Origin of the sequence: Pseudidiomarina sp. CB1, from assembly GCF_024752025.1 — a bacterium.
GTDB lineage: Bacteria > Pseudomonadota > Gammaproteobacteria > Enterobacterales > Alteromonadaceae > Pseudidiomarina.
Window position 1 is genome coordinate 1,551,916 of sequence record NZ_JANTPU010000001.1, and the last position, 26,488, is coordinate 1,578,403.

The window sequence follows — 26,488 nt, forward strand, 5'->3', positions numbered from 1 at the left end:
CATGCAAAAATTACTGGTAACCCGCAATGCAGTTATGATGAAACGTCTGCACAGTTATCTTCAACGTCGCGGGATACCAGTCACCGTAAGCGAACATGGCAATCAACTTGAGCTCTGGCTAACACAGTCGAGCTATAAAGCGCTCGCCAAAGACTTGATTAATGAATTCAAGGCTGATCCCGAAGCCGCGGAAGCTGAGCTTGAAAACGCCTCGCAGAGTAAACCGCAAGTCGCCAGCAAACCAGATTCAATGGTCCAACAGCTGCTGCAACAGGCAGGCATTGTGACGATTGTCTTCGCTGCCTTCGTTAGCTTAGTTTTTGCACTTCTCAACACCCAGCTCGCTACTGCTATTTTTGATGCTTTGCGGATCAGCGACACCTTTACAGATGTGCCGTGGAGCCAACCTTGGCGCCTGTTAACCCCAGTACTACTGCACTTCAGCCTGCTCCACTTTTTATTCAATGTCTTCTGGTGGTGGTATCTCGGTGGTCGCTTCGAACGGTTCTACGGTTCGACTTACTTAGTCATTGCCTTGGTATTCTGCGGCGTATTTTCGAACGTGATGCAGTTTATGGTTAGCGGCCCTTATTTTGGTGGCCTCTCAGGCGTCGTATACGGGTTATTCGGCCTCGCGGTCGTGGTATCATGGCAACGCCCCCGTCACCCCTTATTTCTGCCAGTTGGGTTGATTGTTTTCATGCTTGTTTGGCTACTCCTTGGTTACACTGACTTACTTTGGGTGAGCGTTGCCAACACCGCACACTCGGCCGGACTCATCGCCGGACTCGTGTTAGGCATTGCACTGCGTTACGTTGAATACTTCCGTAAGAAAAAACAGCTCTCCTGATGATACGCTTTCCTAACATTCGCTTTCCAGTCGTCACACAAGGTGGCGAAGCTGCTTGGTGCAAGCCGGCTTTGATCCCTGACGGGTCAGTCATGGCAAAGGACTGGCTATTGGATCCAAGCTCCCTGACGGCTAAACTCAAAACTTGCTGTCAACGATTTCAGGTGCAGCTGCTCGGTCAGCGCGAGGCCCCCTTACTTACCGACGAAAAGCCGTGGCTCGGGCAACAAAGCAGTTGCATCGTACGCGAAGTTATTCTCTGGTGTGACGACCAACCTTGGGTTTTTGCACGCAGTGTTTTTCCGTTTAGCGCTTTAGCACAACAGCAACTACGCTTAGAAGATCTCGGTGATAAGCCGCTTGGCGAACACTTGTTTAAACAACCTGACCTTTCGCGCAGTGCGGTTGAAGTTTCAAGCTTCGGCCCGACCACTAAAGTCGGCCAGCTTCATCAACAGCTAGGTTACCCAGCAACAACCTTGTGGGGACGCCGTAGCCGCTTCACAGCCGCCGGTCAACACGTATTAGTCGCCGAGGTTTTCATCGGCGCGTCCCCGTTAGCGCAGGAGCTACCAGATGATTAACGCTTTATGGCGCTTAATGCGCGCTGACCGCCCCATTGGTACCTTATTGTTAGCGTGGCCCATGCTAGCAGCACTGGTTATTGCCGGAGCAGGCAATCCCCCTTTAAAAGTAGTCGTGTTATTTTTGCTGGGCGCTTTTGTGATGCGTTCCGCAGGATGCGTCATTAATGACTTTGCCGACCGTGCAATTGACGGCCATGTTACACGAACCCAAAGTCGACCGCTTGCTACCGGCGAGCTAAAAAGTTGGCACGCCGTTGCACTCTTCATCGGATTGTTGGCTATTGCGTTTTTGATCGTCTTGCAGTTCAACAAAAGTACGATTTTACTTAGTTTTGCCGCAGCTGGTGTTGCCACCCTTTACCCATTCTGTAAGCGTTTCACTCAACTCCCGCAAGTTGTGCTCGGCGTGGCCTTTAGCTTTGGTGTACTCATGCCATTTACCGCCTTAGACCAAGGCCTCCCAGTAAGCGCATGGCTCTTATTTGCGGCCAACATCTGTTGGACCGTTGCCTACGACACGGAATACGCCATGGCCGATCGTGACGATGACCTTAAAATTGGCGTTAAATCGACAGCCATATTGTTCGGGGGCTATGACCGTCTGGCCATAGCAGTATTGCAGTTGGGTACCTTAGGCTTACTGGTGTGGCTTGGCTATCAACTACAACTCTCGTGGTACTTTCATTGCGGGCTGATCATTATCGCTGCGCTGTTTGCTTGGCAGCATCGACTCATCTGGTACCGTGAGCCACAAAAATGCTTTCACGCGTTCTTACACAATAACCATGTGGGATGGGTGCTTGCGGCGTCGGTTGCCGCAAGCTATTGGTATTAATTTTTGTTCAACGACTGCAGGCGACGTTGTACCGACTGGCGAATCGTTTGCAACACTGCGGCATCTAACAAGCGATCGATGTTATCGCTTAACGCCGCAACGCTACTGTGCGCGATAAAGTTACCGTCACTATTCACCTCGATATAGTCTTCACGCTTCAACGTCGAAATCAATGCACTGAGCAGTTTTTTATCAAAAAACTCCGGCGCATTTACACCATGCATCGCACTCAGTCGCTCGGCTAATTCGACTGCAGCCTGCTCCAATGCTGCTCGACCTTGCGCCCCGCCTTGCTGCAGCAGCTCAAACAGAATGGCATAACGCTGCAACGTCTCGCTCGCCGCGCGCGCCAACAGCTGCAATTGGAAGAATTCAGTCGTATCACGCGACGCCGCCCGATAATGTTCATTATCAAGCGCATGTAACAACCCAACGCTCACTAGGTGCTCCACTATCGCTTGCGCCCACAGCGGCATGGCTTTAGCGTCATGACTTAAAAACAACTCTTCCTTTAACAGCGGTTGCAACTGACTAAGCAATTCACTCACTTGCTCGACTTTAAACGTCCGGTGGCCACAGGCAAAAGCGGCGATAATCGCTGGGACGATCACCATGTGCATGATGTTATTACGATAATACGTCATCGCGATCGCCGTCGTGCCATCCAACCGGATCATTTCGCCCATGGTGTCACTGACCACGGTAAATTTGTCGTGGCGTTTCGCTAATTGCCACAGCTCTTCGCCTGATTCGGCAGGGACGTAAGCATAGTTGCTGTAAGGCACTTCACGCAGCAGCGCAGTGTAAACATCCAATTGCGCCACAAGTTCTTCGCGCGACAACGTGTGTTGCTCGGCACTTAGTAACGCTAATGCTGTCAGGTTGACACTGTTCATACCGGCGGCATCATTAATGCGCTGCATGATTTGTTCAGCGAACAAGTTGACGGTCGGGGTTAACCAACGCGGTCGCGCGGGCTCTTCTGCGCCCAACGTAATCGACTCACGCCAATTTGGCGTTAATTTATCTAAGGTTTGGCCAACATTGATAGGTTCGCCGAAGGTCACATAGCCGTGGCCAAAATTGCGTAAGTGGCGAAGACTCGATAACACTTGCCACATCGATTCCTTCTCTTTTGATTTCCCTTTCAGCTCTTTTAAGTAAGTGCCCACTTCCATGACATGTTCATAACCTAAATAGACAGGGACAATCGACATGGGACGTTGCTGGCCACGTAACATGCCTTGAATCGTCATCGCAATCATACCGGTTTTAGGCTGTAACAAACGCCCAGTACGGCTGCGCCCGCCCTCTGTGAAATATTCAACGGGGTACCCTTTCTGAAAAAGGCGGTCAAGGTATTCTCGAAAGATCGCGGAATAGAGTTTATTGCCCTTAAAACTGCGGCGGATGAAAAATGCCCCGCCGCGGCGGAACAGCGGACCCGCTGGGAAAAAGTCTAAGTTAACACCAGCAGCAATATGCGGCGGCACCAACCCTTCTTTATAGATCACATAACTAAGTAACAGGTAGTCCATGTGGCTGCGGTGGCACGGCACATAAATGACCTCATGTCCCGCTTGGGCGAGTGCACGAATTCGGTCACCGCCTTCAATATGAATACCGTTGTAGATACGGCTCCACATCCAACCCATGATGCGATCAAGCATACGCACCAATGTATCGCTGTAATTTGCTGCGATCTCATCTAAGTAGTCGTAAGCACGTTTAGTCGCTTTCTCGTGGCTGATTTTTTTACTGCGCGCTTCATCTGCAATCGCCTTTTGCAATGCTGCACTTTGCAGGAGCTCTTGAATGACCCGCTCGCGATTGGCGACCTTGGGTCCGGCAACTGCGTGACGCAGTCGTACAAAATGCACCCGCGCAACGCGCGCGAGCTTTTGTGCAACCTTGCGCTCCGCTCCGTATTGATCAGTCATTTGGCGCAAGCTGACGGGCCGACTCCCGCGGACAAGGATATTACGCCCAGAAAACATGACCAGCCAAAACTTACGCCAACGGCCAGGATTATCCAGATCGGCGACCATGGTGTTTCCTTCGCGCGGCTCCTGTCCAGCTTTGCGACCCCAAAATAGGCCCATAGGGACAAGTTGCACATCGAGTTGGCGTTCTTTTTGATGGCTTTTCAGTAGGTGAAGAAATTCATCAAGCGCAGCCTCGTTGGTGTCCGCTTTTGCTTGCTCGAGGTACATGACGCGGGCATGTCGCTCACCATTAATAAGAAGCGGCTCCATCAAACTTGGTAATCCCGCCTGCTTAAGCGCGCGATTTGCTACCAACAGATCGGTTACCGATGTCGAGCGCATAACGTAGACAACGTGCTGCGGATCGCCCACGGCACTGATGTTTTCGTCAAAAATAGTCTCAAACCGCGTCAACCAACGAACCGGCCAATACAACACCTTCGCGACAAAGGCTCTCCAACGCATGCTTTTCCCCCGCAATTTTTACTCGGTAAAAGGATACCATCGATTAAGCTGATTTGCTGTTAGAAAAAAAATGCACAAAAAAGTTGCGATCTGAAAACACCTGTATATACTCACAGTATTACTGTATGAATAAACAGGTATCAAAATGCGACCGTTAACGCCACGACAGCAAGAAATTTTAGACCTCATTAAAGACACGATTGAGGCAACGGGTATGCCACCAACACGCGCAGAAATCGCTCAGCGCTTAGGCTTTCGTTCGCCAAACTCTGCGGAAGAGCATCTGAAAGCACTCGCTAAAAAGGGTGTGATCGAAATGCTTCCAGGAATGTCACGAGGACTTCGGCTCATCGGCGCTAATGACGAGGACATTCCTGAAGGCTTACCGCTGATCGGGCAAGTTGCCGCAGGTGAACCAATATTGGCACAACAACATATCGAGAGTCATTATCAAGTTGACGAGAACCTCTTTCGCCCACATGCGGATTTCTTATTACGTGTCAGCGGCATGAGTATGAAAGACATTGGAATACTTGATGGCGACCTCCTCGCTGTGCATAAAACCCACGAAGCTCGTAACGGCCAAATCATTGTCGCCCGCGTTGAGGACGACGTTACCGTCAAACGCTTCGAGCGCAAAGGTAACATCATTCTCTTACACCCAGAAAATGACGAGTTTTCACCTATTCAAGTCGACCTTACTCAACAATACTTCACCATCGAAGGGTTAGCGGTCGGCGTGATCCGAAATGGAGCCTGGTTATGAGATACAATTATCCACACGCAAGCCTCGAACTCACCGTTGAAGCGCTCAACCTTACCGATGAAAGTACGCTGTCGAGCGAAGATTTTTCGGCGATGATGCCACGTATCCAGTCACTTGCTTTACGCACGAAGCAATGGGTCACGGTGATTGGCGGATCTCGCCATGTCATTCAACAACTGGTCAACGCTGGTGTGAGCCGGTCACGTATTCGTTGGGTGGCTGGACGTGACGCCGATCAACGCGAATGGGCAACTGAACAAGCGTTACTCGCGGGTACTTCGAGCGTCGTTTTAAGTTTCTTAGATGCATTATCTTCACCACGCGTCGCACAGCGCCTCAAAATGGCTAGCAAAGTAAGTCAAACGCACAGCTTTGTATTCCGCTCTCTACCTTCTCAATCCCCACTCCACTAAAATTGGGAAGGTCCCTGCAAGGCTGCTTCGGCAGCCTTTTTTTTCGCCCGTAGCTAAAAATTTCTTAACTTTAGCGGTGGCTTTTTCGGCTACTCATGGTATTTTGATCGGGCAGCTTACTGCTAACACAATAAATAATAATAATTATTGATACAAAACAACAAAGGGTTAGTAGGGAAAGCGATTTTCTTGTCTGAAATGCTGTTCCTTTTTCTGCTCACCTCGTTGTTCTTCAGGCTCGCACTTCGGTGTATTCGCGGTAGCGTCCGCGTCGGAAGAATGAGAGGAGATGTCGCGTGAGTATTAAACTCATCACTGCGCTAACAGCCATGATCCCCATGGCTGCGCAAGCTCGTTCTCAGTTAAACCTCCCACAAGGGGTCACTGAGATTAGTAATCGCGTTTACGATCTACACATGACGATATTCTATATCTGCTGTGTGATCGGTTTAGTCGTTTTCGGGGCCATGTTTTGGTCAATGATTCGGCACCGCAAATCTAAAGGTCGCAAACCAGCAACGTTCCATGAAAACGTGAAGGTTGAAATCCTTTGGACCGTAGTTCCTTTTTTGATTCTCATCGGTATGGCCATTCCTGCCACTTCAACCTTGATCGCCATGGAAGACACTTCCGAGGCTGAACTTACGGTTTTGGTGACGGGTTCCCAATGGAAATGGCATTACAGGTACTTAGATAGCGATGTTGAGTACTTCAGTTTGCTCGCCACCCAGCGTGAGCAAATTGAGAACAAATTCGACAAGGGCGAGAACTACTTGCTCGAGGTCGATCGCCCACTCGTTATTCCTACCGACCGTAAAGTTCGCTTTCTTGTAACCTCAGATGACGTCATCCACTCTTGGTGGGTACCCGACTTTGCGGTCAAGAAAGATGCCAACCCAGGCTTCATTAACGAAGCGTGGACGAAGGTTGATGAGCCAGGTATCTATCGCGGCCAATGCGCTGAGCTTTGCGGTAAAGACCATGGCTTCATGCCCGTGGTCGTCATTGCAAAAGAGCCTGCGGAGTTTGACGCATGGCTCGCTGAGCAAGAGCAAATCGCACAACGTGAAAAAGAAGAAGAACAACGTTTGCTAGCTATGTCGATGGATATGGATGAGCTGATGGAGCTCGGTGAGCGCGTTTATCTTGGCAGTTGTGCTGCTTGTCATCAGGCCAACGGTGAAGGTATCCCTGGCGTATTCCCTGCACTCAAAGGCTCACCTATGGCACTAAATGATATGCAAGGCCATATCAACATCGTGGTTAACGGTAAGTCTGGCACCTCGATGCAGGCTTTCGGTAATCAGCTAAGCCTACGCGAGCTTGCTGCAGTAATTACCTACGAGCGTAACGCTTGGGGCAATGATACCGGTGAAACGGTACAAGCTGCAGACGTTAACGCATTTATAAACGAATAAGGGAGACCTGACTATGAGCACTGTTGTTGGCGAAGTTGATCAGCACGACGATCACCATCATCACGCGCCGTCGGGTATTACCCGTTGGCTCTTTACGACGAACCACAAAGATATCGGCTCGCTGTATCTTTGGTTCTCTTTCATTATGTTTTTGGTGGGCGGTTCTATGGCGATGGTTATTCGCGCCGAACTGTTCCAACCGGGTTTACAGCTTGTAGATCCACACTTTTTTAACCAGATGACTACTGTGCATGGTCTCATCATGGTTTTCGGTGCCGTTATGCCCGCCTTCACCGGCTTAGCGAACTGGATGATTCCAATGATGATTGGTGCGCCTGATATGGCGTTACCACGCATGAATAACTGGAGCTTCTGGATCTTGCCATTCGCCTTTTCGATTCTATTGGCGTCATTGTTTATGGAAGGTGGCGGTCCGGCATTCGGTTGGACCTTCTACGCGCCGTTGTCGACCACCTACAGTAGCGACTCTACCGCACTATTTGTGTTCTCGGTCCACATCATGGGTATCTCATCTATCATGGGTGCGATTAATGTGATTGTGACCATTATGAACATGCGTGCGCCGGGCATGAGTTATATGAAAATGCCGCTGTTCGTGTGGACATGGTTTATTACTGCGTTCCTGCTGATTGCCGTGATGCCCGTGCTCGCTGGTGCGGTGACCATGGTGTTAACTGATAAGTATTTCGGTACCAGCTTCTTTGACGCTGCAGGGGGCGGTGACCCAGTATTGTTCCAGCATATTTTCTGGTTCTTTGGGCATCCTGAAGTCTACATTATGATCTTACCGTCCTTCGGTATTGTCTCGGCGATTATCCCAGCGTTCTCGCGCAAAAAACTGTTCGGCTACGCCTCGATGGTGTATGCAACGGCAGCCATTGCCGGGTTATCGTTCTTGGTCTGGGCGCACCACATGTTTACTACGGGCATGCCAGTCTTTGCCGAACTGTTCTTCATGTACTGTACGATGTTGATCTCGGTGCCGACGGGGGTCAAAGTCTTTAACTGGGTTGCGACCATGTGGCGTGGCTCAATTAGCTTTGAAACGCCCATGCTGTTTGCCCTTGCCTTCGTCATTTTGTTTACCATCGGCGGCTTCTCAGGGCTAATGTTGGCGATTACACCTGTGGATTTCCAATATCACGACACCTATTTCGTGGTTGCACACTTCCACTATGTACTCGTCAGTGGGGCCATCTTCTCGATTATGGCCGCAGCCTACTACTGGTTGCCAAAATGGACCGGCCATATGTATGACGAGAAGCTCGCTAAGACGCATTTCTGGGCTTCACTCATCTCAGTAAACGTATTGTTCTTCCCGATGCATTTCGCTGGTTTGGCAGGTATGCCGCGACGTATCCCTGACTACTCGATCGCCTTTGCTGATATCAACCAAATCGTCAGTATCGGTGGCTTTGCATTCGGCCTTTCACAATTGATTTTCCTTTGGGTAGTCATTAAGTGTGTGAAAGGTGGCGAGAAAGCACCAACTAAACCTTGGGAAGGTGCTGAGGGCTTAGAGTGGACAGTCCCATCGCCAGCGCCGTATCACACCTTCGATACGCCACCTGAGGTGAAATAAGATGAGTGAACGACCAACTCAACCGGATAACACCCGCATCGTCCGTCGGCTCCTGCTGACGGTCGTGGGGATGTTCGCGTTCGGATTTGCGTTGGTACCACTGTACAACGTATTCTGTGATATCACTGGTTTTAACGGCCGCTTTACCGATGGTCAGGCGGCCGCCAACACCAAAACAGTGGATACTAGCCGAACCATTAATGTGCAATTCATTACGCGTGTGAATAAAGGCATGCCATGGGGCTTTGAACCCGAGGTTCAGTCGGTGCGTGTGCACCCAGGTGAAACGAAGGTAATCAACTTTTTCGCCAAGAACCTAACTGGGAAGAATATGGTAGCGCAAGCTATCCCATCGGTCGCCCCTGGCGAGGCCTCGCTCTACCTCAATAAGGTCGAATGTTTTTGCTTCAATCAGCAGCCGCTTGCTGCTGGCAGCGACACCGCAATGCCGATGCAATTCTATTTGGACCCAGAGATTCCTGAACATATTCATACGGTTACCCTGTCATACACAATGTACGATATGACAGAAAACGCTCAACCTGATGCTCTGGCCGCGCTTGCGCAGCCAGTGAACTGAGGATTTTGCAATGGCAGAACAAAAACACGAAAAATATTACGTGCCAGCCTCAAGCCCATGGCCAATTGTTGGCGCCATCGGCTTAGGCCTTATTGCTTTTGGTGCCGGACACACCGTCATCGACGCTAGTAAGGACGCTGACGGCTGGGGTATCAATGTATTACTTGGCGGTATCGCCGTTATCTTGGTCATGCTCTTTGGTTGGTTCCGCGACCAAATCAACGAGTCGATGTCTGGGCTTTACAGCAAACAGCTTGGAAACTCTTATCGACAAGGTATGGCATGGTTTATCTTCTCGGAAATCATGTTCTTTGCAGCATTCTTTGGAGCGCTCTTCTACGCTCGCGTGATCGCGGTGGAATGGCTCGGTGGCGCTGGTAACAACGCTATGACCAATGAAGTCTTATGGCCTGGATTCGAAGCCATTTGGCCGTTAACCGAAACGCCTGGTGGCACCGAATCTGGTGCTATGGGCTGGACCGGCTTACCGCTCTATAACACCATCATCCTGATCATTTCTTCGTTTACCTGTCACTTTGCCCATGTCGGTTTAGAAAAAGGCAAACGTAAACAGCTCACCGCTTGGCTAGGTATCACCATTATTCTCGGCTGTATTTTCTTGTATCTGCAAGGCGCTGAGTACGTGCATGCGTACGAAGAACTGGGCCTAACCTTGGATTCTGGTATTTACGGCAATACCTTTTACATGCTCACCGGTTTCCACGGTATGCACGTAACCTTAGGTACCATCATGCTCATCGTGATGTTCTTACGCGTCGTAAAAGGGCATTTCACCCCAGAAAGCCATTTCGCCTTCCAAGCGACGAGTTGGTACTGGCACTTTGTTGATGTGGTTTGGGTATGCTTGTTTATCTTTGTTTACGTGCTGTAACGCACTCTGCGTAGCCACACTAATCGCACCGTACTAAACCATGAGCGACAACCAAGGTTTAGTACGGTCGTGGATTAGGGTCCAACAACCCAGTCGCTAATAAGACAATAATAATTAATATCGCCAGAGCAGATGCGCCGACGCGGCGCCCTAAATAGCGCGTCATGGATGGTTTACTTGGGTCGTTGCGTAACATCGCTAACAACGCACGCATCAGATTAAAGACCATAAACAACATGAGTAGTACTAAAATGATTTTTGCAGTAACGACCATTCTAAATCCCTATTTCGGTATAAGCTGATGCGCATTGGCACCCTTCTAGTAACGCTAACCACTGTGCTGGCAATTAGCTTTCTGGTCAAGCTTGGTTTATGGCAACTTGACAGGGCAGCGGAGAAACAAGCTTTGTTCGACGATTTCGCTGCTGCTCAAGCGCAAGCCGACGAACTAAATTTTCAACCTCTCTTCGCGATGAACGAAGAGCCTGAGCGTTACCAACCAGTGCAGGTCACTGGACAATTTGCCGATGACTACTTACTGCTCGATAACCAAGTCTACCAAGGAAAAGTCGGCTATCACGTCATCGGACTTTTACGCACTGAACAACGCCCCGAGCTTGTTCCAGTAAACTTAGGGTGGGTACCGGTAGGCTTGGATCGCACCAAGTTACCTCAGCTTGAATTACCTACCGACGTCCTTACCGTCAAAGGTTGGTTTTACCAACCTAATACCGATGGTTTTTCGCTCGCCAAACGCATTGTAGAATCTAACGGCCCCCCGTGGCGCATTCAGCAGCTTGATTCAGCAGCGATCGGTGATGCTCTTGAACTTCCCATCGCTACCAATGTGGTGCTACTCTCCGAAGCGGAGGCTTATGGCTGGCCAAGGTCATGGCAGCCGCAGGTAATGTCACCGGAGAAACATCAAGCCTATGCGCTGCAATGGTTTTCTTTGGCACTTGCCTTGTTGATAGTGGTACTTCTCGTCCGCCGTTCCATAACGAAAACAAAAAAGGAAGGGACATGACTTCAATAAAAAAATCTCGTGCAACCATGATTGGTGTGGTGCTCGCTTTTGCCTTACCCGTTATCGGTGCTAAGTTCGTACTTGACCAAAGCTGGTACCAAGGCGCGGCGACCAATAAGGGCACAATGTTGGTACCGCCAATCGCTTTGGGTGAGCAACTGAAACAACGCTTACCGGGAGGCTGGCACGTCGCACTCATTGCGGATGATAACTGTGGCGCCCAGTGCGAACAGGGGCTCTATGCGATGAACCAACTCGATGTTGCCTTGGGCAAAGAAAGTGACCGCGTAAAGCCTATCGTATTTAGTCGCGAACCGCTTGCTTTTGACCTTAGTCAAACGCCTATGGTGCAACCATTTAACGATACCGAAATAATCGATAGCCTAAGCGATCTTCCTTCCTACCGGCTGTTTATTATTGACCCGTTAGGTAACGTGATGCTGCATTACCCGACCTTTGCTGATGAAGAGCAAATGCGCGCTGAAGCTAAAAATCTGCTCTCCGATCTGCGAACTTTGTTAAAGCTTTCTCGTGTAGGATAACACCATGCGTCTTCTCGTAAATTTTAGCATTGTCTTAGCCCTGATCGTTATTGTGCTTGGTGCCTACACGCGGTTGACCGATGCGGGCCTAGGCTGCCCAGATTGGCCCGGGTGCTATGGTCACCTTACCGTTCCCACCGACACCGACAAAATTAATCAGGCGCAAGCGCTATTCCCTGATGCGCCGCTGGAGCACCACAAAGCTTGGAACGAAATGATTCACCGCTATGCCGCGGGCATGCTCGGTGTTTTTATCCTGGTGATCGCAGTTACCGCTGTGGTACGCCAACGTAAACGCGCCGAAACACCAGTAAAGTTACCGTTGTTCTTACTGGCGTTAGTTATTTTTCAAGCTGCGCTTGGTATGTGGACAGTAACACTGAACTTGCAACCACTCGTGGTGATGGGGCATTTACTAGGTGGTTTCACAACCTTGTCACTATTGTATTTATTGCGCCTGCGGCTGAAACGCATTCATTTACCCATGGGCGATCCGAAGGCACGTTCATTCAGTGGGCTAGCCATGTTCGCGCTAGTGATTGTGGTCGCACAAATCGCCTTAGGCGGCTGGGTTGCAGCTAACTATGCTGCATTGGCCTGTACCGAGCTACCCATCTGCGAAGGTGATTGGCCTGCCAACCTAGATATCGCCGGCGCTTTTTCGGTTCCAGAAGCCGTCACTTATCAATATGGCGCACATGATTACGCCGAGCGTATGACCATGCATGTCGCCCACCGCATCGGCGCTATTCTAACCTTACTCGTCGTCGGGTTTCTGTTGGTACAGGGCTACAAAAAAGCACAGTCCAGCGTGATTCGTGGAAGTTTAAATTGGGTTACCGTTGCACTCACGTTGCAAATTGCGTTGGGTATCAGCAATGTTGTTATGATGCTACCGCTTAGTGTTGCCGTTGCTCACAATTTAATGGGTGCATTGCTACTACTGAGTTTGGTAGGCTTAAACTATAAAATCGCACGGCACGCATAATAATAACAAGCCAGTGCGTAAGGAAGTAAGTTGTATGACCGAGATGACGTATAAGCGTCACGCTAACTGGCGTGACTATTTAGAACTCACCAAGCCACGAGTAGTGCTATTGCTGCTGTTAACGGCATTAGTTGGCATTTGTCTCGCCAGCCCAACTTGGGTGGGATGGGAAATTGTGCTGCCGGCGATGGTAGGTATTGGTTTAATGTCAGGCTCCGCAGCCGCAGTCAACCACCTCGTCGACCGCCACATTGATGCTCGTATGGCGCGTACGCTACGCCGTCCATTACCGTCGGGTCATTTGTCACCACGCCATGTGCTCGCTTTTGCTGCCGTCATCGGGACACTCGGGTTCATTGTGTTAGCGCTATGGGTCAACATGCTCACAGCTTGGCTCACTTTCGCCAGTCTCGTTGGTTACGCTATCGTTTACACCATGTATCTAAAGCGTGCGACGCCGCAAAACATCGTCATCGGCGGCTTAGCCGGGGCAGCGCCACCGTTGCTTGGTTGGACCGCAGTGACCAATGACATTCATCCGCACGCAATTTTGCTGGTTATGATCGTCTTTACTTGGACACCTCCCCATTTTTGGGCGCTTGCTGTGCACCGAGCAAAAGATTATGCCAAAGCCGAAATTCCAATGTTACCGGTTACGCATGGCATTGAATTTACCAAAACCTGTATTTTGCTCTACACCATTTTGCTCGCGATCATCTGTCTACTTCCCTATATTGTCGGCATGTCGGGTTTAATTTACCTGATTGGTTCAAGCGTCCTGAGCATTTGGTTTTTAGTCTATGCTTGGAAGCTAAAGTTTGCCCCGAAAAAGCACACGGCTTATCGCATGTTTACCTTTTCAATTTGGCAGCTAATGGCTTTGTTTGTGCTATTGTTAGTAGACCACTATGTTGCTACCCCAGCGCTCCAGCTGACGGGCTAGCAAAAGGATAAGAGGTTTTCGGAATGCAAAAATTATTAGTCTCGGTTGTTGCTATTATCGCTCTCGTTGCTGGGGTTGTTATTTTTAATAGCCTGCCAAAACCACAACCTCAAGCTCTGGTTTATAACCCTCCGCGTGCACTCGAACCCTTTATGCTTGAGGGCCACAATGGTTCACAACTTAGTAATGCTGACTTGACCGGGCAATGGACCTTCTTGTTCACCGGCTATACTTCGTGTCCTGATATTTGCCCGACAACCATGGCTGATTTGCGCAAGTTCATGCCGCAGTTAACGTCGTTTACTGAACGTCCAGTGCGTGTTTGGATGATCAGTGTCGACCCCAAACGGGATACACTACAGAAACTCTCCGACTACAACACTTATTTCGGTAAAGAATTCCTAGGTGTGCGCGCGGAACACAAAAACCTGTATCCGTTCGTCAACGGCTTGGGTTTGATGTACTCCATTCCGAGTGAGGGTGAAACGGATTATCTCGTTAACCACAGTTCCGCTATTGTCCTCGTCAATCCAGACGGTGAGCGGCATGCCATTTTTAAGGCCAGCCACGATGCTGGGCAGCTACCGACCGTTGATATGGATCAGATGGTACAAGATTTCCAGTTGATCACCCAACAATACAACTAATCCGGCCAGCGCCCCTGCTCGTTGGGGCGCACCAACGGCACCGAATACCAATAAAAACGCCCACTTTGGCTTAGGCTAGGCACCGTGCAATTGACCCGTGAACGGCCGATAGGTATGTCGGTAAGTGTCAGTCGCGCGGTAACATTCTGCCACTGAGGCTGCAGTTGCTTGCCTTGATAGAAGCAGTTCATTTGGGTCGGTCGATAGTCGTCCTTATGCTTCACTTCAAAACTCACTGTAAGGCTATCGGTAGCTTTACTGAGCACCATGTTCTCCGGTGTCACCTTAACAACCGGCAAAGCCAGACTCGCTATTTTTGTTGCTAGCGTTTTTAGGTTGGCGTACTGAGCTGAAGCCGGGAACCTTGGCACTTGTGTACGCAAGCTATACTTACCCCATGTGCCACTGTGTTGGCCGAAAGCTAGGAATTCATGCTCTTCAAGTAACTTCGCCAAGCTCGGATTGTATTCGCCGTAAGGATACGCAAAGTGACGCGGCTGTTTGCTCCCCATGCCTTGTTCAAGCGCTTGTTGGGCAGCCAGAATGTCTTGCTCTTGGCGTGCTAACCATTCTGCTTCGCTTTCGTCTACGCGCCGCCAAGTCATATGCTCATGGTTGTTCGAATGATTCGCAATACTGGCACCATATTGCTCTAACTCCTGAAGTTGTGCCCACGTCATATACAACTGCGGCGTTTCAGCCATTAATTTCGGGTTAACGAAAATGGTGAATGGGTAGCGATACCGTTTAAATAGCTCTAAGCCGTTGGCGTAGATATTGCGCCAGCCGTCATCAAAGGTGATCGCCACGAGCTTATCCGGAACCTCTCCTGACTGCACGATTTCATCGGCTTGCGCCAAAGAAACCACACGGTAGTCGTGTTCCTTCAGGTACTCAAAATGGGCTTCTAATTCTGCGGCTGTTACCGAAGTCACACGCGGTGTATCATCGCCAATATGATGATACTGCAAAACCACAACGCCGTGCTCTGCAGACGCCTCTTTCGCTTGTAAGGGAACTACCGCAACAGCTATGACCAAGACACACAGCATAAACACGAATCGCATTGTCGACCTCCGAAAAATGTGGGGAACATGGCCGGCGCATCAAAAGATTTTTGCCATCGCATTACCGATGATCATTTCTAATATTGCCGCACCATTGTTAGGCCTTGTTGATACCGCCATCATAGGGCATCTGCCTGATTCAATCTACCTGAGCGCGGTTGCACTTGGCGCCATGATTGTCAGTTTCATCTTTTTACTCGCGGTATTCTTGCGGATGACCACTACAGGTGAAATTGCGCGGGCATTTGGCCGCAAAGACGTCGCACAACAACGTCAGATCAGCATGCACGCCCTCAGTTTTGCATTGCTTCTCGGTCTACTCATCATGTTGGCCAAACCTTGGTTACTCGACTTAGCTTTTTGGTTAGTCCAGCCGAGCACGCAATTACGTGATTATGCCACCGAGTATATTTCAATTCGTTTATGGGCCGCGCCAGCGGCTTTAATCAATTTAGTCGTGCTAGGGATACTACTTGGTCGTCAACAAAGCCGCCAAGCCATGTTGTTGGTGATTTTTACCAACGCCGTGAATGTCGTCGCCGATGTCATATTGATTATTGGCCTTGGAATCAATGTCGAAGGGGCAGCTTGGGCTTCAGTAGCCGCAGAGGTAAGTACCGCTGCGCTTGGGCTGTTCATGTTACGCCACCTACTACAAGTGAAGAAAAGTTGGCAGCTGCAGACGGCCTACTTTACGCGCTTTTTTGGGATGAACCGCGACGTATTTATCCGCTCTCTAGTGCTACAACTCTGCATGGCCACCATGACCGGTTACGCAGCCCGTTTCGGTGACCTTTACGTGGCCGTGAATGCAGTATTGATGCAGTTCTTAATGCTCATCTCGCTCGGCTTGGATGGCATTGCTTACGCGGTAGAAGCACTCGCCGGAGCAGCGGTGGGACGACGACGTAAAGCGGAAGTAAATTATTGGCTGCGTCTGACACTTATTTGGTCAATTATTTTTGCCTGTCTTTACAGCATTACGTTTGCCTTGTCAGGAGCAGCGATTATCGGTGCTTTAACCGACCTTCCTGATGTTATTGATACCGCACATCGTTACTTACCTTGGATCGTTATACTCCCATTGCTAGGGCATTGGAGCTATTACTTCGACGGTGTCTACATTGGCCTTGGTTGGACACACGCGATGCGCGACACCATGCTGATTAGCGCAATCGGCGTTTTTGTTCCGGCTTGGTGGTTAGGGCAGAACGTGCTCGCAAAAGAAAATGCCAACCACGGCTTGTGGTTGGCATTGAGTGCCTTTTTGCTAGCCAGAGGCGTCAGTCAATGGCTCTTCTTACTCGCCCGCAGGCGCCAAATCATCGAGTAAGATTAGACCGGGTGGTAAACCGCCGCCCGTTGCATCAACTGCTGCTGCGGTGTAGATGCCACCACCTTCAAGCGTCAACGGTACTGGACCAATCGCGGCTGTTTTAGTGCCTGTCGCGGTCACCGTGACCACATAGTCACCTGGCATTAACGATACATAGCCAGTAGACACCAGACCTTCTGCGTTAAAAGGAATATCGGTAAACGCTGGATCAGCCGTACTGATGTCATCAGTTGCGGTTACGTAGATATCGACATTACCTGCACTTGGTGAAGCATGAACTAATTGGATTTGCGCTTCCGTCGCAATACGACGTTGCATTTCAGTCACTGCCGCTAAAGTCAGCGAGCCGTCAGCGACCGCACCAACTGCATACACGCTGAGCTTATCACTCGTCGCTAAACTTAGTGGGACATCGTCGAGTACAGTAGCACCGCCAGCAACGTTAACATCAACCACGTAGTCATCGGCGGGAAGGTTAATAAAGCCAGTCGCTTCGGTAAATGCGAGGTTGGTGATCGCTGGTGCAGCATTATTCACCGCAACGTCGACAGCTGGTGCATCAGCACTTGCATGTACCACGCGAATATCAGCGCCAGCGTTAACGTCTGGTAGCAGAGTAGCCCCTTCACCATCGGCAACCTGTAGCATCACTGGCGAGCTACCGGTCATGGTGTTAGCCACTGCAGCAACCACTAAATCAGCGCCATCAGGCAAAGTGATGGAACCGCTATCGTAAACCACCGACGCGGGCTCACCAGCCACAGTAATGCGTACTTGGTAATCATCAGCAGGTACTTCTACTTGCCCTGAATTATCCATGAACGCGAGCGTGGTAAGTGCCGCTTCGGCTGATAAGTCAGCACCAGGCGCAGTTACATAGATATCAACCAAAGGCGCATCGGGAGCTGCATGGACGACTTCAACACGGGCATTGCCCGCAGTAACGTCACCGAACTCGTTGGCGAAAATCAGTGGTTCAATCGAGCCATCTCCGACTTTGCCGACTGCAAAAACTTCGTAACGTAGGTTTTCACCGAGATTGACATCTGCTGGACCAATGACGGTAGCGGTTGAACCATCGGCAAGAATACCGTCGACTTGCAGGCTGTAGGAACCTTCATCGAGTTCTAGCACACCAGAAGATGCACCAAACGGAACGCCTTCCAGCGCCGCATTACCATCAACTAAAACATTTACATCTGGGGCATCCGCAACACTATGGTGAACGCGGACGTAAGTAGATTGAGGGGGTGGCGATGGAATATCAACAACCGGATCAGGGTCGTTACTATCGCTGCCACAAGCTGTTAGCATGAACACCGCCACGACGGGTATACTAAGTTTTGTGATCCCATTCATAGTTTGTTCCTCGTTGTGTTATAGGCAAATTGCACATACGCAGGAATAAAATGATTGGGATCACTTTTTCATCAGTTGTTAATAATAAGAGTGTTCACCGTGTTGGTGCTCAGTGACGTCTTTCACACCTTTTAACTCTTCTGGGAAGCGCTGTAGAAGCTCTTTTTCAATACCCTCTTTGAGGGTCACATCTACCATGCTACAACCGTTACAACCACCGCCAAACTGCAGTATCGCGAAACCGTCATCAGTGATTTGATTGATTGCAACACGACCACCGTGACTCGCAAGTTGCGGATTGATCTCCGCTTGAATCACATATTCGACGCGTTCAATCAATGGCGCATCGTCATCGACCTTTTTCGCTTTCGCGTTAGGCGCTTTTAACGTTAGTTGTGAACCTAGCTCTTGCTCTTCAAAGTCAATGACTGCGTCTTGTAAAAACGGTGCACTTCCTGAGTCTACGACCGCATCAAAGCCGCTAAACGGCAAGGTTTCATCATCTGGCTCAACGGAGTCAGGCGGACAATAGGAAACGCCACACTCGGCTGACGGCGTCCCCGGGTTCACCACAAACACACGGATATTCGTGTTATCCGGTTGTTCGGCAAGCAATTTGCGAAAATGCGCTTGAGCGCTTTCAGTAATACGAATCATGGGGTTACCACCTCACTGCTATACTTGAGTGTTTTAGTAAGGTATATCTTATCGCAAAAATCGGTCATTGCATAGTAAGCAGCTTGGGCTACAGCGCGTCTTTTGCTAGCTTAGAGCGGTGTTTCAATCATTTAGGAAAGAATTATGCGATTGCTCAAGATGTTTGCAGCAGTGCTACTCTTTACGTCTACGAGCGCCTTTGGTGCCGCGTTAAAAGATTACCTGCCGACCGATGTAACTTACGACCCAGCTATTCCGACGCCAAAGGAAATTTTAGGTTATGAAGTCGGCGAGTGGCATGTTCGCCATGACCAACTCGTTCGTTACATGGAAGTTCTCGCAGAAAAAAGCGATCGCTTCAGTATCGAGGTCACCGGTCGTACCCACGAACAACGGCCATTACTCCTACTGACCGTCACCACTCCAGAAAATCATGCCAACATCGATACCTTGCGCGATGCACACACTGCGATTGCGGACCCCGCCCGTCAAGGTGATCCTGAAACAGCACCACTTGTACTTTACATGGGTTATAGCATCCATGGTGATGAACCGAGTGGTAGTAATGCGGCGCTTCTGTACGCGTATTATCTTGCTGCAGCGCAAGGCGAAAAAATTGAAGCCGTGTTGCGTGATACGATCATTCTGCTTGATCCAAGCTTAAACCCTGATGGACTTGCGCGTTTCGCCCAATGGGCTAATCAACATCGCAGTCAAAACTTAGTCAGCGACCCACAACATCGCGAACATGTGCAAGGTACGCCACGCGGGCGCGTTAACCACTACTGGTTTGACTTAAACCGTGATTGGTTGTTGCTACAACACCCAGAGTCACGTGCACGTATCGCGAACTTTCAAAAATGGAAGCCAAATGTACTCACTGACTTCCACGAGATGGGAACGAATAGCACCTTTTTCTTCCAGCCAGGGATTCCAACACGGCGTAATCCAAATACCCCAGAAGAAAATGTGACGCTAACAGCTAAGCTTGCCGAAGGGCATGCCGCCGCGCTTGATGAACAAGGCCGCTTGTACTTTACCGAAGAAGCCTTCGATGATTTTTACGTAGGTAAGGGTTCGACCTATCCTGACGTCCAAGGAGCCGTCGGAATTCTATTTGAGCAGGCATCAAGTCGTGGTCATGCACAAGACTCGATCAATGGCCTCGTCGAATTCCCGTTCACAATCCAAAATCAGTTCACGACGTCACTAACCACTATGTATGGCGCGCACGCCAACAAAGCCGCGTTTCTCGACTACCAGCAACGCTTTTTCGATAGTGGTTTAGAGCTCGCCGACGACGCTGACTTTAATGGCTATGTCTTTGGCGATAGTACTGACCCTGCGCGTCTAGAAGGAATGCTGGAAATTCTAGCGCAGCACGAAATTCAAGTTTATCCGCTCACCTCTGACGTTAACGAAAACGGTGTAACGTTTAAACCAGGTTCAAGCTATTACGTGCCTCTTGAACAACCCCAATACCGCTTAATTCGGGCCATTTTTAGCACTCAACAGAGCTTCCTCGACAACACTTTCTATGATGTTTCAGGTTGGACCCTACCGTTAGCATTCAATGTCGAATTTGCTGCTACCGACAGCCGTGTGCGTTACAGTGAGCAAACGTGGCAAGCTGCCGACGCGCCAGCAATCAACTTAGCCGCCGATGCTTATGCTTATGGCTTTGATTGGCATAGCTACTTTGCGCCACGGGCGTTGCAAGAGCTCTTAGCTGCAGACATTCACGTACGCCAAGCAGCGCAAGGTTTCACCGCTAAGGTAAGCGAAGGCCAACACCAATTCGCACCAGGTGCTGTGGTGATCACCAAAGCCTATCAAGAACAGCCATGGCAAGAGGTTCAACAACAGCTCTTAGAAATTGCGACCCGCAATGGTATTACGCTGCACAGTATCAGCTCTGGCCTAACGCCTAAGGGAATGGATTTAGGCAGTCGCAATTTGCGTCCTGTCGAGCCCGTAAGCGTTATGATGTTGGTCGGCGATGGTGCCAATATGTATGAGAACGGCGAGGCGTGGTATTACCTTGACCGTCACGTCAATATTCCGCTATCAATGATCGACACTGATCGCTTCAACCGTGTGGACCTAAAACGTTACACCCATATCTTACTGGTCGACGGTAGCTACCGTTCACTGAATGACAGAAGTGTTTCACGTCTGCGTGATTGGGTTCGTGCCGGTGGTACCGTTATCGGTCAACAAGGCGGCGCAAAATGGCTTGCTGAAAAAGAACTGTTAGCGGCGAAATTCGTTGCTAGCGATGCTTTCGACGAGAAATTTGATAGTAGCAGCCTAAGCTATGCTGATCGCGATAGTTACTACGGTAAACGCCGAGTCGCTGGTGCCATTTTTGGTGCTGAGCTCGACTTAAGTCATCCGTTAACATTCGGCTTTCCACGCACTAAATTACCTGTCTTCAAAGACAGTCTAAATGCAATGGAGATCCCGGAGTCGCCATTCATTACCGTGGCCCGCTATCAGGAAGAACCACTACTCAGCGGTTATGCTGCCAAAGAAAACCGTGAAGTCATCAGCCAGAAAGCCGCTATCGTCGCACACCGCTTTGGTGGTGGCCGTGTGATTGGTTTTGCCGATGACATGAACTTCCGCGCGTTTTTCTGGGGCACCGCCAAGTTGCTGAGCAACGCCATCTACCTAGCGCCGGCGATTGACGCCTATGCGCAAAGTGATGAGGACGCTGCAGCAGCTGCAGCGGAGGCCAACGAAGAAAGCCATTAAAGACGACCTGCCGCATGGGGCTCGGTATAGCATAGCGTCCATGCGTCAACCGTCTTTGCACCACGCCGCTGCAATGCCGCAGCGGCGGCGGTGACCGAAGCGCCGCTGGTCAGAACATCATCAACCACAGCTACGGTTAAACCGCTCACATCGCGCGTACAATGCATCGCATTTTGCATACTCTGCCAGCGCTGCTGACGACTTAACTTGTGTTGCTTCGCTTCATCGCGCAGACGCCTTAACAACCCAACGCCATAGGGTATCTGCAATTGGGTTCCTATGGCACGTGCCAAGAGTCCAGCTTGATTATAACCGCGGTGTTGCCAGCGCTTGCGCGTCATCGGCATGGCCACGACCAGATCCGGCCATGGTAACTGATACTTCTGGTAGCATGCGATCAGATGAGCGGACATTAATGGTGCTAGCCAACGTACTAACTCGGGTGCACGTTGAAACTTAAACTGCTGCACTAATCGTTTACTCTCCGCTTGCCACGCTAATGCCGCAAACCAATGTCGCCCATAGCTTTGCGCCCGACGGTCGCCACGCCAATGCAAACAAGCGGGAGGTAACCGTGGTAAGTCAGTGAAGCATGCACGACAAAAGCCATGGTGCTCAGTGGCCTTCAATGGCATCAAACACAGCCAGCAACCACCGACGGGTAGCTTGGCAAAAAGGTTACGGAAAGTTACCATTAGCTCCTCCTTGAGCGAGTTAGGACAGGTAATGGTAGATCAGGTTTGGCGTGACGTCTGTGGGACCGGAGAAGATATTGTTGTACTTCATGGCTGGGGCTTGAATGGGAATATCTGGACGCCCATCGTATCGCAACTTAGTCAGCACGGCCGCTTAACCCGACTAGACCTACCAGGGTACGGGGAGTCGCCTTGGCCAACAGGCGAAGCTATCACTTTCACCAAGCTCTGCGAGCTAACCCTTGCGGCACTACCCGAACGCTCGCACCTCATCGGCTGGTCGCTTGGTGGTTTAGTGGCAACCGAGCTGGCACTCCAAGCACCTGAGCGTTTTCACAGTTTAACAACCGTCGCGTCATCCCCCTATTTTCCGGCTGAAGAGCCCGATTGGCCAGGCATCGAGCCCAACATTTTGCAGCAATTTGGTAAGCAACTGAGCAAAGACTTTCGGCGTACCGTGGAGCGCTTTTTAGCCCTGCAATCGCTGGGGAGTCCGCATGCCAAAGCGGATGTTAAAGCCATCAAAGAATGGCTATTTAGTAAACCCATGGCAAATGTTGACGTGTTAGATGCTGGATTGGATATGTTGGCTCAGGTTGATCTACGACCGCAACTTCGGCACATCAATATGCCCTACTTTCGCATGTATGGCCGTCTTGATGCTTTGGTGCCTGCCCGCGTTGACGAGCAAGTATCACAACTTGCTCCAGGCAGTCAGAGCTATTGCGCCCCGCATTGTAGCCATGCGCCGTTCATCAGTGATCCGGAAGGCTTTATGGCGGCTTGGCTAGCGTTTTTCAGCACCATCGGTCAACGTTGACAAGTAGCGCAATAAACCGTGCTACGCTGGCCTAAGCGGATTTCCTTGAGTAAGCTTTTGCACACCATACACTGCTTGCCGCCACGACCATAGACATTAAGGTGCTGTTTAAAGTAGCCGGGGCTGCCATCTGCTTGGGTGAAGTCTTGCAAGGTTGTGCCGCCTTGCGCAATCGCAGCGGTTAAAATTTCCTTAATAATTGGCACCAGTTTTTGATAACGTGCCAAGCTCACTTTCCCTGCCGCGCGCTTGGGGTGAATGCCAGCTTTGAACAGCGATTCATTCGCGTAAATATTGCCAACACCGACGACCACGTGGTTATCCATAATGAAGGTTTTAATCGATTGCTGCTTACCTCGCGATTGACGGTGAAGGTAGTCAGCGGTAAAGCTTTCGGTCAGTGGTTCCGGCCCTAAGTCACGTAACAGAGGGTGATCAACGCCAGGATGCGTCGCACTCATGAGTACACAGCCGAAACGGCGTGGATCATTAAAACGCAGACATTGACCATTGGTGAGTTGGAGGTCGAAATGATCATGCTTCACCACCAAACTTTCACTCGGTACCACGCGAAGCTTACCAGACATTCCCAAATGCAAAATAAGATAGCCTTTGTCGGTGTGCAAAATAAGGTACTTGGCGCGACGTTCCACTTGCTTGATGAAGGCCCCAGCGAAATTGGCAACCGCATCTGGAATAGGCCAGCGCAGCCGTTTATCGCGCACCACTGCTTGGGCTATTTGCTGCCCCTCTAAATGGGGGGCAATGCCCATTCGACTGACTTCAACTTCCGGTAATTCTGGCATTTAATTTCTCTTGTATTTATGCTCGAGGTTCATTATATTCCGCCGAAATTTCAGAGGCTCCATACCCATGACCCAACATGATGCTCAACTTGAGGCCGATGACTTCGCCACCGAAGCAATTGATATCGACCGCTTGGCAGAGCAGGGTTACGTGATTGTATCGAATTTTCTCCCGCGCTCCCAATGTTTAGAGCTGTTTCAGTACGCTCAGCAGTTACCTCAACAGGCATGGCAACAAGCCGGCATCGGGCGTGCTGATAACTACACCACCAACACCGCTGTTCGGCAGGATAAGATACGTTGGTTAACTACTCAGCAGCCACTTGAAAACGCTTACCTAACGATGATGGATCAGCTTCGTGCGCAGCTAAACCGCGAATTGTTCATGGGCTTATTTGATTATGAGTGCCACCTTGCGCACTATCCCCCCGGAGCATTTTACCGTAAGCATCTTGATGCGTTTAAAGGGCGTAGCAACCGAATTCTTACCACGGTGTTTTATTTAAATCCCGAATGGCATGACGCTGATGGCGGGCAGTTAGTTATTTATGGCGACGAAGGGCAGGTTCTTGAAACCGTATTACCCGAGGCTGGTAAGTTAGTCGTGTTTCTCAGTGATGTCTTTATACATGAAGTGCTCAAAGGCGCGCGAGACCGTTTTAGTATTACCGGCTGGTATCGTTTAAATGCAAGTATCGGTGGCCTCGTCGACCCCACCTCGTAACTAAGCATTATGCACAAACAAAAAACCCAGCCGAAGCTGGGTTTTTAACGCATTCTGTTCAAAAAACGAATTACTTGATCTTCGCTTCTTTGAACATGACATGCTTACGAATCACTGGATCAAACTTTTTGATCTCGAATTTTTCTGGCATGTTGCGTTTGTTTTTGTCGGTAGTGTAGAAGAAACCAGTACCGGCAGAAGAAACTAGACGGATCTTATCGCGCATGGTTCAGCTCCTTACACTTTCTCGCCACGTGCGCGCAAATCTGCAAGCACAGTGTCGATACCGTTTTTATCGATAATACGCATACCCTTAGTAGAGATACGCAGTTTCACCCAACGCTTTTCTGATTCTACCCAGAAGCGGTGAGATTGTAGGTTCGGCAGGAAACGACGCTTGGTCGCATTGCGCGCGTGAGAACGGTTATTACCGGTAACCGGACGCTTTCCTGTAACTTGACATACTCGTGACATCGTTTTTTACTCCAAAAATTGCTTCAAGCTCGCCTGTCGCCCATCGCGGCCTTGCCTTGAATCCGAGGGCGCATTTTATACAGTAAACCGGCTCGGTAATCAAGTGATCGACGCTTTTTTTTGATCTTTTCTGATCATTCGGATGGTGGCGCTACTCTACTACAACAGCCCGCGTTCGGCAAACGAAACTGGCTGTCCGCTGCCTATTACAAAGTGATCCAATAGCGCAACATCGATCATTGAAAGTGCTTTCTTTAACCGTTCAGTGACTCTTTGATCTGCTTGGCTAGGTTCTGCCACTCCCGATGGATGATTATGGGCTAAAATCACCGCTGCAGCGTTAAACTGCATGACTAATTTTATAATTTCGCGCGGGTACACCGGCGCTGCATTGATCGTGCCATGAAATAGCTCGACGTATTTCAATAATCGGTGCTGACTATCTAATAGCAATACCACGAAGACTTCTCGCTGTTGGTGCCGCAGTTGCGACGTTAAATAATCGCGCACCATCGACGGCTGCGTAAAGCCATCATCGCGGCGAAGCTGCCAAGCAAGGTAGCGACGCGATATTTCCATCACGACCTGCAACTGCATGACCCTTGCTGGGCCCATGCCTTGTTGTTGTAGAAGGTTCTCGGCCGGGGCAGCAAGCAAGCCACCAATCCCGTCGTATTCGGCCATCAAGTCGCGGGCATAGGTGACAACATCTTTACCACGCACACCAGTACCCAACAGAATCGCTAATAATTCAGCATCACTCAAAGCAGTGACACCCATTTCCGCCAGTTTTTCGCGCGGGCGTTCGCCTACCGGCCACTGTTTCACCGTCGCCACAGTTCCTCCTTGAACTTCTATGTCCTGAAAACAAAAAAGCCACTCTAACGGTGGCTCTTTGCGATGGCAATCATCTCTTTTTGTGCGTTTTGCACTACTTCATTTTAGTTATCAACCGGCGCAGTCATGCCACTGCGTTGCATTCCAGAAAGCTCTCTTTGCGCAACCTCACGCTCTTCTTCGATTTCCGCTTTAGTCCGGCAACGGCGACGTTTGAAGTTGGTACCCACCACATGTTCTGAACTGCAGAAATATTTCTTTTCGCCAGCCATCACCTCTTCAGCTGTACCTACTTCTTCTGCGCTGGCTTGCAGCTCCGAGTCGCCGTTTGATGCACATCCCGCCAACAAGAATGCAGCAAAAGTCACTAGTACATAATATTTCATAGCTACCTCCAAAGTCATAAGGCTTCTGA

At 50.0% G+C, this 26,488-nt stretch carries 29 protein-coding genes; 18 read left to right on the forward strand and 11 right to left on the reverse strand.

The window, feature by feature from the left end; translation table 11 throughout:
- Position 1 precedes the first annotated feature (1 nt).
- The 3 genes from NV375_RS07425 to ubiA are packed head-to-tail and all read left to right on the forward strand — an operon-like array spanning position 2 to position 2,272.
- On the forward strand, positions 2-850 hold the full coding sequence (locus NV375_RS07425; RefSeq protein ID WP_258807535.1) for a rhomboid family intramembrane serine protease: 849 nt from the start codon (positions 2-4) through the stop codon (positions 848-850).
- The gene (locus tag NV375_RS07430) at positions 850-1,434 is read left to right on the forward strand and encodes a chorismate lyase (RefSeq protein ID WP_258807536.1); all 585 of its coding nucleotides are present in this window, start codon (positions 850-852) and stop codon (positions 1,432-1,434) included. The genes NV375_RS07425 and NV375_RS07430 overlap by 1 nt, the downstream gene beginning before the upstream one ends.
- Positions 1,427-2,272: a 4-hydroxybenzoate octaprenyltransferase gene (gene ubiA, locus NV375_RS07435; RefSeq protein ID WP_258807537.1), complete on the forward strand. Its 846-nt coding sequence runs from the start codon at positions 1,427-1,429 to the stop codon at positions 2,270-2,272. The genes NV375_RS07430 and ubiA overlap by 8 nt, the downstream gene beginning before the upstream one ends.
- Here ubiA and plsB read toward each other — a convergent pair.
- The gene (plsB, locus tag NV375_RS07440; RefSeq protein WP_258807538.1) at positions 2,269-4,722 is read right to left on the reverse strand and encodes a glycerol-3-phosphate 1-O-acyltransferase PlsB; all 2,454 of its coding nucleotides are present in this window, start codon (positions 4,720-4,722) and stop codon (positions 2,269-2,271) included. The two genes, ubiA and plsB, sit on opposite strands and share 4 nt — an antisense overlap.
- A gap of 145 nt (positions 4,723-4,867) precedes the next feature.
- Here plsB and lexA point away from each other — a divergent pair, with 145 nt between their 5' ends.
- From lexA to NV375_RS07470, 6 genes are all read left to right on the forward strand, one after another.
- Positions 4,868-5,488, forward strand: a complete 621-nt coding sequence (lexA, locus tag NV375_RS07445; protein ID WP_258807539.1) for a transcriptional repressor LexA — start codon at positions 4,868-4,870, stop codon at positions 5,486-5,488.
- Entirely contained in the window at positions 5,485-5,901 is a 417-nt protein-coding gene (locus NV375_RS07450; RefSeq protein WP_258807540.1) for an SOS-response cell division inhibitor, read from the forward strand. Before lexA ends, NV375_RS07450 begins: the two co-directional genes overlap by 4 nt.
- Before the next feature lie 329 nt (positions 5,902-6,230).
- Entirely contained in the window at positions 6,231-7,319 is a 1,089-nt protein-coding gene (gene coxB, locus NV375_RS07455; protein ID WP_258807961.1) for a cytochrome c oxidase subunit II, read from the forward strand.
- A gap of 13 nt (positions 7,320-7,332) precedes the next feature.
- A complete protein-coding gene (gene ctaD / locus NV375_RS07460; RefSeq protein WP_258807541.1) occupies positions 7,333-8,922 on the forward strand; it encodes a cytochrome c oxidase subunit I in 1,590 nt (529 codons plus the stop codon).
- Between the two features lies 1 nt (position 8,923).
- Positions 8,924-9,502 carry a cytochrome c oxidase assembly protein gene (locus tag NV375_RS07465; RefSeq protein ID WP_258807542.1) on the forward strand — a complete coding sequence of 193 codons (579 nt, stop codon included), beginning with the start codon at positions 8,924-8,926 and terminating at the stop codon, positions 9,500-9,502.
- Between the two features lie 10 nt (positions 9,503-9,512).
- Positions 9,513-10,394, forward strand: coding sequence for a cytochrome c oxidase subunit 3 (locus tag NV375_RS07470; RefSeq protein ID WP_258807543.1), 882 nt, complete (start codon positions 9,513-9,515; stop codon positions 10,392-10,394).
- A 58-nt stretch (positions 10,395-10,452) separates the two neighbouring features.
- On the opposite strand, the gene NV375_RS07475 is transcribed toward NV375_RS07470, so the two are convergent.
- A complete protein-coding gene (locus tag NV375_RS07475; protein ID WP_258807544.1) occupies positions 10,453-10,668 on the reverse strand; it encodes a DUF2909 domain-containing protein in 216 nt (71 codons plus the stop codon).
- Between the two features lie 27 nt (positions 10,669-10,695).
- On the opposite strand from NV375_RS07475, the gene NV375_RS07480 reads away from it, so the two are divergent.
- Genes NV375_RS07480 through NV375_RS07500 form a run of 5 tightly spaced genes read left to right on the forward strand, consistent with a single transcriptional unit; the run spans position 10,696 to position 14,541 of the window.
- Complete coding sequence (locus NV375_RS07480) at positions 10,696-11,421, forward strand: SURF1 family protein (protein ID WP_258807545.1); 726 nt, start codon at positions 10,696-10,698, stop codon at positions 11,419-11,421.
- Positions 11,418-11,963 (forward strand): hypothetical protein, encoded by a 546-nt coding sequence (locus tag NV375_RS07485; protein WP_258807546.1) that lies wholly within the window; start codon positions 11,418-11,420, stop codon positions 11,961-11,963. Before NV375_RS07480 ends, NV375_RS07485 begins: the two co-directional genes overlap by 4 nt.
- A gap of 4 nt (positions 11,964-11,967) precedes the next feature.
- Positions 11,968-12,951 carry a heme A synthase gene (locus tag NV375_RS07490; RefSeq protein ID WP_258807547.1) on the forward strand — a complete coding sequence of 328 codons (984 nt, stop codon included), beginning with the start codon at positions 11,968-11,970 and terminating at the stop codon, positions 12,949-12,951.
- A 34-nt stretch (positions 12,952-12,985) separates the two neighbouring features.
- Positions 12,986-13,894: a heme o synthase gene (cyoE, locus tag NV375_RS07495; protein ID WP_258807548.1), complete on the forward strand. Its 909-nt coding sequence runs from the start codon at positions 12,986-12,988 to the stop codon at positions 13,892-13,894.
- A 23-nt stretch (positions 13,895-13,917) separates the two neighbouring features.
- Entirely contained in the window at positions 13,918-14,541 is a 624-nt protein-coding gene (locus tag NV375_RS07500) for an SCO family protein (RefSeq protein ID WP_258807549.1), read from the forward strand.
- On the opposite strand, the gene NV375_RS07505 is transcribed toward NV375_RS07500, so the two are convergent.
- Positions 14,538-15,608 (reverse strand): polysaccharide deacetylase family protein, encoded by a 1,071-nt coding sequence (locus tag NV375_RS07505; RefSeq protein ID WP_258807550.1) that lies wholly within the window; start codon positions 15,606-15,608, stop codon positions 14,538-14,540. The genes NV375_RS07500 and NV375_RS07505 overlap by 4 nt on opposite strands.
- 16 nt (positions 15,609-15,624) lie before the next feature.
- On the opposite strand from NV375_RS07505, the gene NV375_RS07510 reads away from it, so the two are divergent.
- On the forward strand, positions 15,625-16,941 hold the full coding sequence (locus tag NV375_RS07510) for an MATE family efflux transporter (protein ID WP_258807551.1): 1,317 nt from the start codon (positions 15,625-15,627) through the stop codon (positions 16,939-16,941).
- Here the strand turns inward: NV375_RS07510 and NV375_RS07515 are convergent.
- Together NV375_RS07515 and nfuA are read right to left on the reverse strand one after the other, a co-directional pair.
- Complete coding sequence (locus tag NV375_RS07515; RefSeq protein ID WP_258807552.1) at positions 16,909-18,303, reverse strand: DUF4397 domain-containing protein; 1,395 nt, start codon at positions 18,301-18,303, stop codon at positions 16,909-16,911. The two genes, NV375_RS07510 and NV375_RS07515, sit on opposite strands and share 33 nt — an antisense overlap.
- A 78-nt stretch (positions 18,304-18,381) precedes the next feature.
- Positions 18,382-18,960 carry a Fe-S biogenesis protein NfuA gene (nfuA, locus tag NV375_RS07520; RefSeq protein ID WP_258807553.1) on the reverse strand — a complete coding sequence of 193 codons (579 nt, stop codon included), beginning with the start codon at positions 18,958-18,960 and terminating at the stop codon, positions 18,382-18,384.
- A gap of 144 nt (positions 18,961-19,104) precedes the next feature.
- On the opposite strand from nfuA, the gene NV375_RS07525 reads away from it, so the two are divergent.
- Complete coding sequence (locus NV375_RS07525; RefSeq protein ID WP_258807554.1) at positions 19,105-21,717, forward strand: M14 family metallopeptidase; 2,613 nt, start codon at positions 19,105-19,107, stop codon at positions 21,715-21,717.
- Here NV375_RS07525 and NV375_RS07530 read toward each other — a convergent pair.
- A complete protein-coding gene (locus NV375_RS07530) occupies positions 21,714-22,412 on the reverse strand; it encodes a ComF family protein (RefSeq protein WP_258807555.1) in 699 nt (232 codons plus the stop codon). The genes NV375_RS07525 and NV375_RS07530 overlap by 4 nt on opposite strands.
- 31 nt (positions 22,413-22,443) lie before the next feature.
- Here NV375_RS07530 and bioH point away from each other — a divergent pair, with 31 nt between their 5' ends.
- The gene (gene bioH, locus NV375_RS07535; RefSeq protein ID WP_258807556.1) at positions 22,444-23,232 is read left to right on the forward strand and encodes a pimeloyl-ACP methyl ester esterase BioH; all 789 of its coding nucleotides are present in this window, start codon (positions 22,444-22,446) and stop codon (positions 23,230-23,232) included.
- Here the strand turns inward: bioH and mutM are convergent.
- Entirely contained in the window at positions 23,223-24,038 is an 816-nt protein-coding gene (gene mutM / locus NV375_RS07540; protein WP_258807557.1) for a bifunctional DNA-formamidopyrimidine glycosylase/DNA-(apurinic or apyrimidinic site) lyase, read from the reverse strand. The two genes, bioH and mutM, sit on opposite strands and share 10 nt — an antisense overlap.
- A gap of 67 nt (positions 24,039-24,105) precedes the next feature.
- On the opposite strand from mutM, the gene NV375_RS07545 reads away from it, so the two are divergent.
- A complete protein-coding gene (locus NV375_RS07545) occupies positions 24,106-24,762 on the forward strand; it encodes a 2OG-Fe(II) oxygenase (protein ID WP_258807558.1) in 657 nt (218 codons plus the stop codon).
- A 70-nt stretch (positions 24,763-24,832) separates the two neighbouring features.
- Here the strand turns inward: NV375_RS07545 and rpmG are convergent, their stop codons facing one another.
- The 4 genes from rpmG to NV375_RS07565 form a co-directional block, all read right to left on the reverse strand.
- A complete protein-coding gene (rpmG, locus tag NV375_RS07550; protein WP_126771887.1) occupies positions 24,833-24,988 on the reverse strand; it encodes a 50S ribosomal protein L33 in 156 nt (51 codons plus the stop codon).
- 11 nt (positions 24,989-24,999) lie between these two features.
- A complete protein-coding gene (gene rpmB, locus NV375_RS07555) occupies positions 25,000-25,236 on the reverse strand; it encodes a 50S ribosomal protein L28 (RefSeq protein ID WP_126833229.1) in 237 nt (78 codons plus the stop codon).
- A 159-nt stretch (positions 25,237-25,395) separates the two neighbouring features.
- Positions 25,396-26,073 carry a DNA repair protein RadC gene (gene radC / locus NV375_RS07560; RefSeq protein WP_258239763.1) on the reverse strand — a complete coding sequence of 226 codons (678 nt, stop codon included), beginning with the start codon at positions 26,071-26,073 and terminating at the stop codon, positions 25,396-25,398.
- A 104-nt stretch (positions 26,074-26,177) separates the two neighbouring features.
- Positions 26,178-26,459 carry a hypothetical protein gene (locus NV375_RS07565; protein WP_258807559.1) on the reverse strand — a complete coding sequence of 94 codons (282 nt, stop codon included), beginning with the start codon at positions 26,457-26,459 and terminating at the stop codon, positions 26,178-26,180.
- Positions 26,460-26,488 lie beyond the last annotated feature (29 nt).